This is a genomic window from Brevibacterium sp. K11IcPPYGO002, from assembly GCF_050920635.1.
Taxonomy (GTDB): domain Bacteria; phylum Actinomycetota; class Actinomycetes; order Actinomycetales; family Brevibacteriaceae; genus Brevibacterium.
On sequence record NZ_CP131929.1, the window covers coordinates 1,811,492 to 1,826,240 of the forward strand.

General features: G+C 65.5%; 9 protein-coding genes and 1 tRNA gene. 8 read left to right on the forward strand and 2 right to left on the reverse strand.

Going from position 1 to position 14,749, the window contains the following annotated elements; all coding sequences use genetic code 11:
* Nucleotides 1-66: 66 nt before the first annotated feature.
* Both QYM46_RS08220 and QYM46_RS08225 read right to left on the reverse strand, forming a co-directional pair.
* On the reverse strand, nt 67-681 hold the full coding sequence (locus tag QYM46_RS08220; RefSeq protein WP_169252092.1) for a GDSL-type esterase/lipase family protein: 615 nt from the start codon (nt 679-681) through the stop codon (nt 67-69).
* Nucleotides 678-4,388 carry a multifunctional oxoglutarate decarboxylase/oxoglutarate dehydrogenase thiamine pyrophosphate-binding subunit/dihydrolipoyllysine-residue succinyltransferase subunit gene (locus QYM46_RS08225; RefSeq protein ID WP_432791534.1) on the reverse strand — a complete coding sequence of 1,237 codons (3,711 nt, stop codon included), beginning with the start codon at nt 4,386-4,388 and terminating at the stop codon, nt 678-680. Before QYM46_RS08225 ends, QYM46_RS08220 begins: the two co-directional genes overlap by 4 nt.
* A 102-nt stretch (nt 4,389-4,490) precedes the next feature.
* Between QYM46_RS08225 and QYM46_RS08230 the strand changes: the two genes are divergently transcribed.
* The 8 genes from QYM46_RS08230 to QYM46_RS08265 all read left to right on the forward strand — a co-directional run bounded on the left by QYM46_RS08230 (nt 4,491) and on the right by QYM46_RS08265 (nt 14,720).
* Nucleotides 4,491-5,948 (forward strand): GuaB1 family IMP dehydrogenase-related protein, encoded by a 1,458-nt coding sequence (locus QYM46_RS08230; protein WP_169252094.1) that lies wholly within the window; start codon nt 4,491-4,493, stop codon nt 5,946-5,948.
* 131 nt (nt 5,949-6,079) lie between these two features.
* Nucleotides 6,080-7,411, forward strand: coding sequence for a hemolysin family protein (locus QYM46_RS08235; RefSeq protein ID WP_169252095.1), 1,332 nt, complete (start codon nt 6,080-6,082; stop codon nt 7,409-7,411).
* Nucleotides 7,408-8,469, forward strand: a complete 1,062-nt coding sequence (locus tag QYM46_RS08240) for a hemolysin family protein (RefSeq protein ID WP_432791535.1) — start codon at nt 7,408-7,410, stop codon at nt 8,467-8,469. Before QYM46_RS08235 ends, QYM46_RS08240 begins: the two co-directional genes overlap by 4 nt.
* A 357-nt stretch (nt 8,470-8,826) precedes the next feature.
* Nucleotides 8,827-9,864, forward strand: coding sequence for a M15 family metallopeptidase (locus QYM46_RS08245; RefSeq protein WP_432791536.1), 1,038 nt, complete (start codon nt 8,827-8,829; stop codon nt 9,862-9,864).
* 113 nt (nt 9,865-9,977) lie between these two features.
* Nucleotides 9,978-10,053, forward strand: a tRNA-Arg gene (locus tag QYM46_RS08250).
* Nucleotides 10,054-10,175: 122 nt separating this feature from the next.
* Nucleotides 10,176-10,949 carry an ABC transporter ATP-binding protein gene (locus QYM46_RS08255; protein ID WP_169252098.1) on the forward strand — a complete coding sequence of 258 codons (774 nt, stop codon included), beginning with the start codon at nt 10,176-10,178 and terminating at the stop codon, nt 10,947-10,949.
* Nucleotides 10,946-13,495 carry an ABC transporter permease gene (locus QYM46_RS08260; RefSeq protein ID WP_432791537.1) on the forward strand — a complete coding sequence of 850 codons (2,550 nt, stop codon included), beginning with the start codon at nt 10,946-10,948 and terminating at the stop codon, nt 13,493-13,495. The genes QYM46_RS08255 and QYM46_RS08260 overlap by 4 nt, the downstream gene beginning before the upstream one ends.
* A 49-nt stretch (nt 13,496-13,544) precedes the next feature.
* Nucleotides 13,545-14,720 carry an MFS transporter gene (locus QYM46_RS08265; protein WP_432791538.1) on the forward strand — a complete coding sequence of 392 codons (1,176 nt, stop codon included), beginning with the start codon at nt 13,545-13,547 and terminating at the stop codon, nt 14,718-14,720.
* The last annotated feature ends 29 nt before the right edge of the window (nt 14,721-14,749 follow it).

The following is a 14,749-nucleotide window of genomic DNA, read 5'->3' on the forward strand; positions in this document are numbered from 1 at the left end:
GACGGTTAATTGTCTCATGATCGTCCGAGCAGAGCAAAGTCGGGCCAGGTCACACAGTCCGCCGGCTCAGCTGTCGCCGAGGACGTCCTGGACCCCCAGCCAGTTGAACCAGCCGCGATGCAGAACCAGCCAGGCCAGCAGGCCATAGCCTTCCTGCGCCGGCAGATGGTCCCGTGACGAAGCGACCTCGCGCTGCCATACAGGATGGCCGAGGAGGGGAGTGAAGGTGTCGACGTAGGTGATGCCGCGCCTCTTGGCCACGTCCGAGAAGCTGGTGTTGAGCTCGGCGATGCGACGATTGCGATCCCCATCGTGTTCCGGCGGCGGACCGAGCACGAAGGTCGAGACCTTCCGGGCCAGAGCCTCGTCGAGGATATTCGCGACGTCGAGGCGAGCCCTGGCCACCGAACGACCCGAGTCGAGGTCACCGGAGCCCAGCGCCAGCACCAGACGGTTGTCACCGTCGGGCGTGAAACGCAGAGACGCCTCGGCGATCGTGCGCGCATGGAGACCGGCCGAATCCTCGGTGGGCACCGCCAGCGGATACACCTTGAGCTCCGGCACGCTCGGCAGAGTCCTCGCCGTGACTCGACCCACCCACCCGAGGCCACGACCATCGCCGTGGCCGGCGACCAAAGGGCCGCCGACCACGGCGATGGTTGTGGTGATGTCGCTGCTCACCGGCTGAAGATCCGGTCGACGAGTTCCTTCTGCTGAGCCTCGTGGAAGTGCTTGAGCCCGGTCGAGGTGGCCGCCGAGGCCGCACGGGAGATGACCTTGACCTCACGGCCGCCGAGAAGCTCGGGCAGGTGCAGTGCCATGAACGGCCAGGCGCCCTGGTTCTCCGGTTCTTCCTGAGCCCAGACGATCTCCGCGCCGGCCGGGAACCGATCGAGCACGGCGGTGATGGCAGCCTCGTCGAGCGGGTAGAGCTGCTCGAGGCGGACGAGTGCCATCTTCTGGTCGTTGTCCTTTTCGCGCTTGGCCTTGAGCTCCCAGTAGAGCTTGCCGGAGACGAGGACGACGCGCTCGACCTGCGAGGCATCGACGTCCGTATCGTCGATGACGGCCTCGAACCTGCCCGAGGTGAATTCCTCCGGCGAGTTCGCCGCAGCCTTGAGGCGCAGCATCGACTTCGGGGTGAAGACGATGAGCGGACGCTTGTTCGTCGTCGAGGCGTGGCGACGCAGCAGGTGGAAGTACGAGGCGCCCGAAGACGGGTAAGCCACCGTCATATTGTTCTCAGCGCACAGCTGGAGGTAACGCTCGATGCGACCCGAGGAGTGGTCAGGTCCCTGTCCCTCATAGCCGTGGGGCAGGAGCATGACGACACCGGAGTTCTGCTGCCACTTCTGTTCGGAGGAGGAGATGAACTCGTCGATGACGGTCTGCGCACCCTGTGCGAAGTCACCGAACTGAGCCTCCCACGCCACGAGAGCATCCTTGCGTTCGACGGAGTAGCCGTATTCGAAGCCGACGGCCGCATATTCGCTCAGCAGGGAGTCGTAGACCCAGAAGCGGGCCTGATCCTCGGTGAGGTTCTGCAGCGGCGTCCACTCGTTGCCGTTCACCGAATCGATGAGCACGGAGTGGCGCTGGACGAACGTGCCGCGACGGGAGTCCTGGCCGGCCAGGCGCACCGGCACACCGTCCATGAGCAGTGAGCCGAAGGCCAACAGTTCGGCGAAGCCCCAGTCGATTCCGCCCGAGACCGACATCTCCTTGCGCTTCTCGAGCAGAGCGCGCAGCTTCTTGTGAACAGTGAAGCCCTCGGGGATCTCCGTGAAGGCCTCGCCGATGCGCTGGAGCGTCTCGGGGCTGATGGCCGTCTCGGCATCGTTGAAGGTCTCGATATCGCTGGGCTCGTAGGGAGCGTTGAACGCCTCTCCGTCGTAAGGCCCGGTCTCGGCCTCCTTGGTCTCGGCGAAGGCCGATTCCAGCTTCGACTGGTAGTCCTTGAGCGCCTCGGCGGCCTCTTCGTCGGTGATGCACTTCCTGCCCACGAGCGATTCGGTGTAGAGCTTGCGCACCGAACCCTTCTTCTCGATGAGCGAGTACATCGTCGGCTGGGTCATCGACGGATCGTCGCCCTCGTTGTGGCCGCGACGGCGGTAGCACACGAGGTCGATGACGACGTCGCGGTTGAATTCCTGGCGGTATTCGAAGGCCAGGCGTGCGGCCCGGACGACGGCCTCGGGGTCATCGCCGTTGACGTGGAAGATCGGGGCGTTGATCGACTTGGCCACGTCGGTGCAGTAGAACGAGGAACGCGCCGAGGCGGGGGGAGTGGTGAACCCGACCTGGTTGTTGATGATGACGTGGACCGTTCCGCCGGTGCGGTAGCCGCGCAGCTCCGAGAGGTTGAGCGTTTCGGTGACCACACCCTGGCCGGCGAATGCGGCATCTCCGTGGACGAGGACCGGCAGGACGGTGAAGCCCGCCTCACCCTGGTCGACGAGGTCCTGCTTGGCGCGGACGATTCCTTCGAGGACCGGATCGACGGTCTCGAGGTGGCTGGGGTTGGCCGCGACGTAGACTCCGGTGGTGTTGCCCGCCGGCGAGGTGAACGAACCCTGGGTGCCCAGGTGGTACTTCACATCGCCCGAGCCCTGGACGCTGTCCGGGGACATGGTTCCGTCGAACTCGCGGAAGATCTGCGCATAGGACTTGCCGGCGATGTTCGTGAGCACATTGAGACGGCCGCGGTGAGCCATGCCGATGGCGACCTCGTCGAGGCCGGTGTCGGCGGACTGATTGAGGATCTCGTCGAGCAGGACGATCGCGGACTCTCCGCCTTCGAGGCTGAAGCGCTTCTGTCCGATGTACTTCGTCTGCAGGAAGGTCTCGAAGGCCTCAGCAGCGTTGAGGCGACCGAGGATGTGGCCCTGCTCCGAGCGGGTGAGCTCCTGATGCGGGACTTCGATCTTCGACTGGAACCAGCGGCGCTGGACCGGGTCGGCGATGTGCATGTACTCGAAGCCCGTGGTCCGGCAGTAGCTCTCGCGCAGCAGACCGAGGATGTTGCGGAAGGGCATCATCGGCTTCGCACCGAAGCCGCCGGTGGGGAATTCGCGTTCGAGATCCCACAGTGTCAGCCCGTGCTGATTGATGTCGAGGTCGGGGTGGGAGCGCTGACGGTAGACCAGGGGATCGATGTTGGCCATGAGGTGTCCGCGCGTGCGGTAGGCATCGATGAGCTCGATGACGCGGGCGGTCTTGTTGACATCGTCCTGGTCCTCGGCCGAGACGTCGGGAACCCAGCGGACCGGCTCATAGGGCAGGCGCAGGGATTCGAAGACATCGTCGTAGAAGCCGTCTTCACCCAGCAGGTAGCTGTGGACGAGCTTGAGGAACTCGCCCGAACCGGCGCCCTGGACCACACGGTGATCGTAGGTCGAGGTCATGGTCAGCACCTTGGACACGGCCAGGGAGTTGATGGTCTGCTGGCTGGCACCCTGGAATTCGGCGGGGTAGTCGAGCGCTCCGACGCCGATGATGCAGCCCTGGCCCTTCGTCAGGCGCGGCACGGAGTGGACGGTGCCGATTCCGCCGGGGTTGGTCAGCGAGACCGTGGTGCCGGCGAAGTCGTCGGCGGTGAGCTTGCCCTGGCGTGCCTTGTCGACGAGGCCGTCGTAGGCGTCGACGAACTGGCGGAAGGTCAGCGTCTCGGCCTTTTTGACGTTGGGCACCAGCAGGGTGCGAGACCCGTCCTTCTTCGGCACGTCGATGGCGAGGCCGAAGTTGATGTGAGCGGGGGAGATCATCACGGGCTTGCCGTCGCGGACATCGTAGGAGACGTTCTGCGAGGGGAAGTTCTGCAGCGCCCGGATCACGGCGAAGCCGATGAGGTGGGTGAACGAGACCTTTCCGCCGCGGGTCCGCTTGAGGTGCGAATTGATGACGATCCGGTTGTCGATGAGCGCCTTGGCAGGCAGTGCCCTGACCGACGTGGCGGTCGGGACTTCGAGCGACTCATCCATGTTCTTCGCGATGAGCTTCGCTGGGCCGCGCAGGGGAGTGATCGTCTCTTCAGGGGCGGGCTTCGGTGCAGTCTCCTTCGGGGTGACCTGCGGCACGGACTTGGTCTCGGCCTTCAGCGTCTCGGACTCGGCCGAGGACGGGGTGACTCCGCGGGATGTCGCCGGCGCTGCGGCAGGAGCAGGGGACTTGGCATCCGACTTCTTCGCGGCCGGCTTCGCCTCCTGCTTGGCGGCGGGCTCGGCAGCGGACTGAGCGCCTCCGCCGTTCTTCTCGTACTTGTCGAAGAAGGGCCACCAGGACTGGTCGACCGAATTCTTATCTGACTTGTACTGCTCATACAATTCCTCGACCAGCCACTCATTCGACCCGAAGTCTTCAACGGTGCGGTTCGGAGTATTGACGGACACGGCGTTGATCGCCTACTTCCTGATTCAAGACTTGCTGCTTAACGACATCTCCAAGCCTAACGTGATGTGCCATCGAATGTGCAGTTAAGGGACAATAGTGTTATGCGTTTCATCTCAAATGACCCGAACACCGATCTCACCTACTCCGATGTGTTCCTCGTCCCGAACTCCTCAGCCCTGACTTCGCGCTTCGACGTCGACCTCACGACAGCCGATCCGACCGGGTCGACGACGCCGCTCGTCGCAGCGAATATGACTGCTGTGTCCGGTCGGCGGATGGCGGAGACGATGGCCCGGCGCGGGGGACTGGCGGTGCTGCCGCAGGACATTCCGCTGACCGCTGCGCAGGAGACCATCGCCTGGGTGAAGAGCCGTGACCGGATCTTCGAATCCGCTCTGCGCTTCGCCCCGGAGGACACTGTCCTCAATGCCCTGCACGTGCTGGCCAAGCGTCCGCACGGCTTCGGCGTCGTCGTCGACTCCGCGGGCAGGCTCGAAGGCATCATCAATGCCGCGGATCTGCGCGGCGTCGACCGCTTCACCTCGGTGTCGGATCTGTTGGACTCCTCACCCCATGTCATCCGCGCCTCCGAAGTCGACTGGGAGGACTCCGCACAGCTGGAGTCCCTCTTCGAATCGATGACGGAGTCCCGGGCGGAGTTCGCCGCTGTCGTCGACGACGAGAACACCGTGCTCGGCAGCCTCACTCCGAAGTCGCTGCTGCGCTCCTCGATCTACACCCCCAACGTCGATGACCAGGGGCGGCTGAAGATCGCCGTGGCCATCGGAGTCAACGGCGCCGCGGTCGAACGTGCCGCGGCCCTGGTCGAAGCCGGCGCCGATGTCCTCGTCGTCGACACCGCACACGGCCATCAGGTGAAGATGCTCGACACGCTGTCGGCGATCGCCGATGCCGAGCTCGGGGTGCCGATCGTGGCCGGCAACGTCGTCACCGCCGAGGGGGTCCGTGACCTCGTCGCCGCCGGTGCCGACATCATCAAGGTCGGGGTCGGCCCGGGAGCCATGTGCACAACCCGGATGATGACCGCCGTCGGTCGTCCGCAGTTCAGTGCAGTGCTCGAATGCGCCGAGGCGGCTCGCGAGTTGGGTGCGCATGTGTGGGCAGACGGCGGAGTCCGCTACCCCCGCGACGTCGCCCTGGCACTGGCGGCCGGAGCCTCGCAGGTGATGGTCGGGTCCTGGTTCGCCGGCACCCACGAATCCCCTGGCGACCTGCTCGTCGACGGCGAGGGCCGGAAGTACAAGGAGAGCTTCGGAATGGCTTCGGCGCGCGCCGTGGCCAACCGCACCCGCACGGAGTCGGCCTTCGCTCGGGCGCGGAAGGGGCTGTTCGAAGAGGGCATCTCGTCGTCGACGATGTACATCGACCCCGCATCTCCGGGAGTCGAGGACCTGCTCGACTCAATCACGTCGGGCGTGCGCAGCTCCTGCACCTACGCCGGGGCCGGTGACCTCCGGGAATTCGCGCGTCTGGCCGCGGTCGGAGTCCAGAGCGCCGCCGGTTACGAAGAGGGCCGACCTGTGTCCGGAAGTTGGTAAGATCTCCTCATGCACAGTGACAGTCCCGGCCGGCGGGAAGCCGGCGCCCCAGATGACGATCCTCACCCCGCGAGGGTCCCACACTTCTTCCGGTCTGCTCAGCAGATCGTCAACGGCGGGGACAGTCACTGATGGAATGGATACTCCTCGCCCTCGCGCTGCTGCTCATCCTCGGCACCGGCGTCTTCGTCGCAGCCGAGTTCTCTCTGCTGACCCTCGACCGCCATACGGCCGATCAGGCGGTCGAGAACGGCGTCGTCGGCGCGAAGACGCTGCGGCGCTCGATGACCCACCTGTCCACCCAGCTCTCGGCGGCGCAGGTGGGCATCACGATCACCACCCTGCTCACCGGTTACCTCATGGAACCGTCCTTGGGCAGGCTGCTGGCGCCGCTGTTCGAGGCCTGGGGCGTCGGTCCCGGACTCGCGGCACCGCTGGCGCTGACCATCGCGCTCATCGTCTCCACCGTGGGATCGATGATCTTCGGAGAGCTCGTGCCGAAGAACCTCGCCATCGCCGTCCCGCTGGCGACCGGCCGCATCGCCGCACCGATGCAGTACGTCTTCTCGATCGTCTTCAAACCGGTCATCGCGGTCCTCAACGGCACGGCGAACAAGATCCTCATGTCGATGGGCATCGAGCCGCAGGAAGAGGGGTCGGTGGGTCGTTCTCCGGAGGAGCTGACCTCCCTCGTGCGTCACTCCGCCGAAGAGGGCGTCCTCGACGAGCAGACGGCGGGCCTGCTGGAGAGGACGCTGAGCTTCTCCGAGCGGACCGCTGAAGACGTGATGACCCCGCGCACACGCATGTCCACGGTGGACAAGGACACCACGGCCCGACAGATCATCGAGCAGGCTCGGGACACCGGATTCTCCCGCTTCCCCGTGGCAGACGAGGACAAAGACCACATCGTCGGCGTCGTCCATGTCAAACAGGCCTTCGCGGTGCCTCCGGGCAACCGCGACGACGCCTATGCAGGAGGGCTGATGACCGAGGTCCGGGAGATTCCGGAGACTCAGCGTCTCGATCCGCTGCTCTTGGAGCTGCGGGCGACGGGCCTGCAGATGGCCGTGGTCGTCGATGAGTTCGGCGGCACTGCCGGAGTCGTCACCCTCGAAGACGTCGTCGAAGAACTCGTGGGCGAGGTCGCCGATGAGCATGATCGGATGCGCGTCGCGGCACGACCGGCTCGCGACGGCTCCTGGATCGTGCCCGGTCAGCTGCGCCCCGATGAGATCTCGTCGACGATCGGTGTGACCATTCCTGAGGACTCGGACTACGAGACTCTGGCCGGATTCGTCCTCAAGGAGCTCGGACGGATCCCCGAACCGGGTGACGAGGTCCGCACCGAGGACGCGCGAATCGTTGTCGAAAGGATGCACGGTCGACGCATCGAACGCCTCCGGGTGGTGCTGCGCGCCGCCGACGCAGGAGCATTCGAAACCGGAGGTGAGGCCCGATGAGCGCCGATTGGTTCGGACTGGTCTGGCTGGTTCTTCTGCTGCTGGGCAACTCCTTCTTCGTCGCCGCGGAATTCGCTGTGGTCGCGGCCAAACGCTCACAGATCGAACCGCGAGCGGACGAAGGCTCTGCAGCGGCGAAGACAGCTCTCTATGCGATGGAGCATGTGTCATTGATGCTGGCGATCTGCCAGCTCGGGATCACCGTCTGCTCTCTGCTTCTGGGCAACGTGGCCGAACCGGCCATCCACCATCTGCTCGCCGGTCCGCTCGAAGGCTTGGGCATTCCTGCAGGGCTGTCGTCGACGATCTCGTTCGTTCTGGCACTCGGAGTCGTGACCTACCTGCACGTGGTCATCGGCGAGATGGTGCCGAAGAACTTGGCTCTGGCGGCATCCGGCCAGGCTGTGATGCTGCTGGCGACTCCGCTGGTGTTCCTGGCCCGAGTCTTCGGGTTCGTCATCCGGCCCCTCAACGGCCTGGCCAACGGGGTCCTGCACCTGTTCAAGATCGAGGCCCGCGACGAGGTCAATGAGGCCTACACGATCGAGCAGGTCGAATCGATCGTGGCCGAGTCGAAGCGCGAGGGACTGCTCAGTGATGACACCGGGCTGCTCAAGGGCGCCATCGAGTTCAGCGACAAGACTGCGTCCGACATCATGGTCCCGATGTCCGAGCTCATCACGATCTCGGACAAGGTGACCCCGAACGAGCTTGTGACCCTGGTCGGAAAGACCGGCTTCTCTCGGTACTTCGTCGTCGGTGACGACGGTTATCCGCAGGACTACCTCCACATCAAGGACGTCCTCTACGCGGACACAGAAGAGGCCTTCGACTCTCCTGTGCAGAGCAAGCGCTTCCGTCCTCTGTTCACGGTCACGGCCGATGACGAGGTCGAGGAGGCTCTGGCGCAGATGCAGAAGGCGGGAATCCACGTCGCCCGCGTCATCGACGCGCAGGCGCAGGTGCTCGGCCTGCTGTTCCTCGAGGACGTGCTCGAAGAGCTCGTCGGCGAGGTCCAGGACGCGATGCAGCGGGGACGATCCGACTTCCGCAGCTGAGCATTCCGCAGCGACGGAGCGGTTCGCTTCACCACTCGCCTCGACGGCGGTCTCCGGCAGTACGGAGGCCGCCGTCGACGTGTGGTGCGGACGGTCCCGGAGAAGGCGTTCGGCGCGGAGTCCCATTCGTGACCGACTGTATAACGGTTCGTAACGAAACAGTGATTCAGGACACCTGGAGTAGAGCGCCTGTAGTGGTTCGCGATGACTTATCGTCAGCGAATGACCTGGTCACACGCTGTGTATGAACTGAAGGTGACATTCTGTAACGATGTCGTTATAGTGTTGTGACATAAGCTTTCGGGTGCCCGGCAGAGGGCCTCCACCGCACAATCTTCACCAACAGTATGGAGCACTATGTCGAGTGAGCTCTCGACCGTCGAGGCGCCGTCGGTCCGCCGACGTGATCTGCGCAAGCAGAACGCCTCCACGCAGGTTTCGACGATCAACTCTTCGCCTTCCGTGACATCGCAGTCGCGGAGCAGCGCATCCGCAGCCCTCTCTCCCCGTCGTGCGGCCATGGCCGCCGAGGCCCGCGCCGCAGCGGGCTCACCCCGACGTGCTGCGATGGCCAAGGAGGCTGCGCAGCCGCTGACCCCCGCGGGCCATACCTCGACGCTGGCTGCGACTCAGCTGAGCAGGCGCGGTTCCGACGGTTCGCTGCTGCGCTCGGTCCGCCGTCGCCAGGTCACGACCTTCTCTGCTCTGGCCACGGTCTCGGTGACCGGCACCGCCATCGCCGCTGTGATGGTGGCCGGCAACATGAGCGGCAGCCAGGAGGTCAAGGTCGATGACTCCGCCGCGCAGTCCCAGCCGCGTGCGATCAACGCCGAATCGGTCTCCGCCGACATCAAGGTCGACCGGGACGACAAGACTTCGATGACCATCGGCGCCCCCAGCGCCAAGCAGACGAAGGTCGACGCCGCGTCCAGGGCGATCACGAAGACCGTTCTGCCCGGCTGCGACGAAGCCGCGCCGAAGGGCGACGCGAGCAACGGCGAACTGCCCGACGAGTGGCTGTGCGAGATCGGTGTGGGCAACCACAAGCTGCGCTCCGATGCCGCCGTATCGTTTGCGAAGATGAACGCAGCCTTCAAGAAGGACACCGGCAAGGACCTCGCGGTCACCGATTCCTACCGGTCGCTGGAGTCCCAGGTCTCCGTGGCCGCACGCAAGCCCGGGTTCGCGGCCCGCCCCGGAACCTCCAACCACGGTTGGGGCCTGGCCCTCGACCTCGGTGCGGGAACGCAGAACGGCACCGGTGAGCAGTACGAATGGCTCGTCGCGAACGCCGAGAAGTTCGGGTGGGAGAACCCTGACTGGGCCAAGCGCAATTCCTATGAACTCTGGCACTGGGAATACGTTCCCGGCCGCAAGGCCATGAAGGGCGCCTGATCTGCACTGATATCGCTGATCACAGCCCCACGACACCGCGTGCAGTCCTCGTAGGACTGCACGCGGTGTCGTTTTGGGAGGTGGTGCCCAACGGTGATAGAGTGGCATCCGTTGCCCGCGTAGCTCAGTGGATAGAGCGTCTGCCTCCGGAGCAGAAGGTCGTAGGTTCGAATCCTGTCGCGGGCACCACAACACCGCCCATCTCAACTGCTGAGGTGGGCGGTTCTGCATACGCGGTCCGAACGGTCGGTGGTGCAGACAGGATCTAAGGTAGTCGGAGACGAGACCCGGACCGTGATGTGAGGCATGCGATGTCGGAACCTGCTGATGAGCCCGTCGAGACCAGCACGGGGGAGGACGACATCGTCCTCCGTGCGCAGAGTCTGCGCAAGAGCTTCGGCCGCGGCGATACGGCGGTCGAGGCGCTCGACGACATCAGCGTCGACTTCGAATCCGGTCGCTTCACCGCCATCATGGGACCGTCCGGATCGGGAAAGTCGACATTCATGCATGTCCTCGCCGGTCTCGATCGCGTCGATTCGGGCTCGATCATCATGCGCGGCCAAGACATCACTCGTCTCAACGACCGGCAGCTGACCCAGCTGCGTCGCGACCGCGTCGGCTTCATCTTCCAAGCCTTCAACCTCGTCCCGACGCTGAGCGCAGAACAGAACATCGAACTGCCGGTGTCACTGGCCAGGAAGAAGATCGATCGCGAGTGGAAAGCCGAAGTCGTCGAACGACTCGAACTCGGCGATCGCCTCCAGCATCGTCCGCACGAGCTCTCCGGCGGTCAGCAGCAGCGAGTCGCCGTGGCCCGCGCCCTGCTGACCCGGCCGGACGTCATCTTCGCCGATGAGCCCACGGGAAACCTCGACTCCCACGCCGGAGCGGAGGTCCTGTCCCTGCTCGGCCGGGCCACTACCCTGTACGGGCAGACGATCATCATGGTCACCCACGATCCCGTGGCGGCATCCCATGCCGGTCGGGTCGTCCTCCTCAAGGACGGCCGGGCCACGGGTGAAGTCCGACAGCCGACGCGGGAGAGCGTGGTCACGGCGCTGAGCGAACTGAGCTCTCTGTGATCGCAGTCGCTCTCGCGCAGATCCGGATCCACTGGGCCCGGTTCCTCGCAATCGGTCTCGGCATCGCCCTGGCCGCAGGATTCGTGGCGACGACCCTGATCATCAACTCCTCGCTGCAGGACAGCCTCGAACATGCCGTCGGTCGTTCGTTCGAGAACGCCGACCTCGCCGTCATCCCGGACAGAGACGTCTTCGTCGGGGGAGACGAGGCATCCCCGCTGTTGGGACCCCTGTCGGAAGTCGACGGGGTGAGCACTGCGTCTCTGTCGGCCCGCACAGTGACGACCGGCAGAGGCGCTGCATTCTCCGAAAGCTCCTTTGCGCTGTCCCCGGTGCCTGCCGATGAACGTCTGGACACCTTCGACATGGTCTCGGGCCAGCGACCGGACGCCAGAACGGACCTCGTGCTCGACACCCGCACGGCACGCGACCTCGACGTCGGCATCGGTGATGAGATCCGGTTCACCGTCGACGCCGTCCCGGTGGACAGCGGAGACGATGACATGCCCGTCTATCGGGGGCCGAGCCAGAGCAGCGTCACCTTCTCCGTCGTCGGCATCGCCGAGCTGAGGCAGGATCCGGCGCTGCCCGGAGCCACTCGGGCACTGACGACCGCCGCGGGCTACCAGGAGTACTTCGCCCAGCAGGGTGATGTCATCGCCATTCAGATCGCCCTTGAAGACGGTGCGGACCCGGAGACGGTGCGATCACAGCTGCAGAGGGCCATCGACGAATCGGAGCTGGACGGCAGTCTCGAGGCGCTCACCGTGGACGACGCCGTGAGCGCGAAGACGGATCGGCTCTCCGGCGGCAATGTCGTCGTGACCGGTTTCCTGCTCGTATTCGCCGGAATCTCCGTCATCGTCGCCATCCTCGTCGTCTCCAACACCTTCTCGGTCATCGTCGCCGGGCGTCGTCGCGAATTCGCACTGCTGCGCTGCCTCGGCGCCACCCGCGTGCAGATGTACGCCTCCGTCGTGGCCGAAGGGCTCTTCGTCGGATTGCTCGGATCGATCTTCGGTGTCCTCGCGGGGATCCTCGTCAGTCGCGGACTCATGGCCGCCGCGGTGCGGTACTGGCCGGCGGAATTCCCCTACGACACGCTCACGATCCCCGTCTCCGCTCTGATCAGCGGCATCGTCGTGGGTGCCGTGCTGACGATCGTGGCCACCATCCGCCCGGCTCGCAGCGCCATCGCAGTGACACCGCTCGAAGCACTCCAGCCCTTCGATGTCTCCATCTCGCCGAGAACTCGCGCCCGACCCCGCCACCTCGTCGGCTTCGGCCTCATCGGCCTGGGCGCACTTCTCGCCATCGTCTCCCTCTACGCCGTGTCGACCACCGAGTTCTGGATCCTCGGAGGTGCGCTGGGCGGGGGCCTCGTGGTCACCGGACTGGTCATCAGCTCCGCGAAGATCATCCCGCCGGTCGTCGCGTGGGCGGGGGAGGTGCTGTTCAGCCCCTGGGGCGTGCCCGGGCAGCTGGCGACCTTGAACACGCTGCGCAATCCGCGCCGCACCGCGGCCACGGCCACGGCGCTGATCATCGGTGTGACCCTGGTGGCGACGATCCTCGTCGGCGGCATGTCGACGAAGGCGACGCTCAGCCACGGACTCGACCAGCGCTATCCCGTCGACATCTCCGTGCCGCTGTCCGGCCTCGTCGACGATGATGAGCTCGACGAGGTGCGCGAGATCCCGGGCGTGTCCACAGCGGTCATCGCCCACCGCGCCGAGGCGGTCGAGGATTTCAAGGGCTCCCGTCCGGAGATCTTCGTCCTCGACCCGGACAGCGCCGACACCGTGCTCGGCGACGCGGCGGCCGACATCGTGTCCGGACGGGTCACCGTTCCCGAGGACTACAGCTCTGCCACCGTGCGGGTGAAAGGGCTCACCGAGATGAGCGTGCCCGTGCACAGGGAGGGTCTCTCCAGCCTTGCGTTCTTCACCACTCCCGAGGTCGGCAACGACCTCGGGATCTCGGCGACGACGACGGCTGTGCTCGTCCGCCTCGACGAGGACGTCGACGTCGACGAGATCGCACGCATCCGCCAGTCCGTGGCCGAGGCACTCGACGTCTCCAGCGAGGAGGTCGGCGGCTCCGCCGTCGCTCGGGGCACCTATTCCGAACTCATCGACGTCATGCTCGCCGGTGCCGTGGCCCTCCTCTTCGTCTCCGTGGTCATCGCGCTCATCGGCGTCTCGAACACGGTCAGTCTCTCCGTCATCGAACGCCAGAGGGAGAACGCGCTCATGCGCGCGCTGGGCCTGAGCATCTCGCAGCTGCGGACCCTCCTGGCGCTCGAAGCGGTGCTCATCTCATCGGTGGCTGCGCTGCTCGGGCTCGTCCTCGGCAGCGCCCTGGGCATCGTCGGCACCCGCTTGGTCACTCATGACTACTCCACCGACCTCATCGTCGACGTCTCCGTCATGTCCTTCCTCGGCATCCTCGGGGTGGCGGTCATCGCCGGGATCCTCTCCGCTCTGGCACCGGCCAGGCGGGCGTCACGGCTCTCACCTGTCGAAGGGCTCAAACTCGACTTCTGAAGCGGGCCGGCCATCGGTTGTGATGTCGGCGTCTGATAGGAAAGACCTCATGAACCCCGCGCGCATCCGTATTCTGATCGTCCTCGGAATCGTCTTCGCCGCCTTCAATCTGCGGCCCGGAGTCACCGGGCTCTCACCGCTGCTCGATGCCATGGGCGAAGAGATCGAACTGAGCGCGATATTTCTGGCGGTCATCGGCATGCTGCCTCCGCTGCTCTACGGCCTCAGCGGTTTCCTCACACCGCGGCTCTACGCCCGCTTCTCCGGGCTCGGTCTGACCCTGGCTGCAATGGTCATGGTCATGATCGGACTGGGAATCTGCGCACTCGTCGAATCGCCGGGCCTGTTCCTGGCGCTGAGCGTGCTCGCCCTGCTGGGGATGGGCATCGGCAACGTCGTCCTCCCACCCCTGGTGAAGTCGTACTTCCCCGACAAGGTGGCGCTGATGTCGACCGTCCACGTCGGGCTGCTCCAATTCGGCACGTTCATCCCGCCGCTGGTCGCGGTACCCCTCGCCACCGGTGCCGGATGGAGGGGATCCCTGCTCGTCTGGGCCGCATTCGCGGCTCTGGGCGCGATCGCCTGGATCGTCATCGCCATCGTCAGGCCCGCACCCGCCGACGAGGTGGCCGCCGCCGTCGTCGGAGGCAGCGAGCTCTCCCGCCTTCTGCGCAGCCCGCGGGCATGGGCACTGATGACGATGACGGGACTGACGTCGTTCAACAACTTCATCCTCTTCACCTGGCTGCCGAGCCTGCTCACCCGCTCCGGATTCGATGCTGCCTTCGGCGGAGCGATGCTGGCGCTGGTCACTGCCATCCCGCTCGTCCTCGGCTTCGTCCTGCCGACCCTCGCGCAGAGGATGAGATCGGCGTATCTCATCGTCGTCGGCTTCTGCCTCAGCCTGGCCGTGGGCTACCTGGGGCTGTGGCTGCTGCCGACGGCGGCCCCCGTCCTGTGGACCGTGCTGCTGGGGATCGGCATCTCCACGTTCCCGCTCGCGCTGACACTGATCACTCTGCGCGCCCGTGACGCCGAAGCGGCGGCCTCCCTGTCCGGCTTCGTCCAGGGCGGCGGTTACCTCCTGGCGGCCACGGGACCCCTGATCTTCGCGTTTCTCATCCAGAGCTTCGACAGCATGTGGCCGGCATTCGCCGTGGTGCTGGCCTCAGTGGTGGTCAAATTCTTCGTCAGCCACGCCGCCTGCCGACCCGGCGCCATCTGAGGCCGTCTGGGCAGCCGTCTCGTCATGAG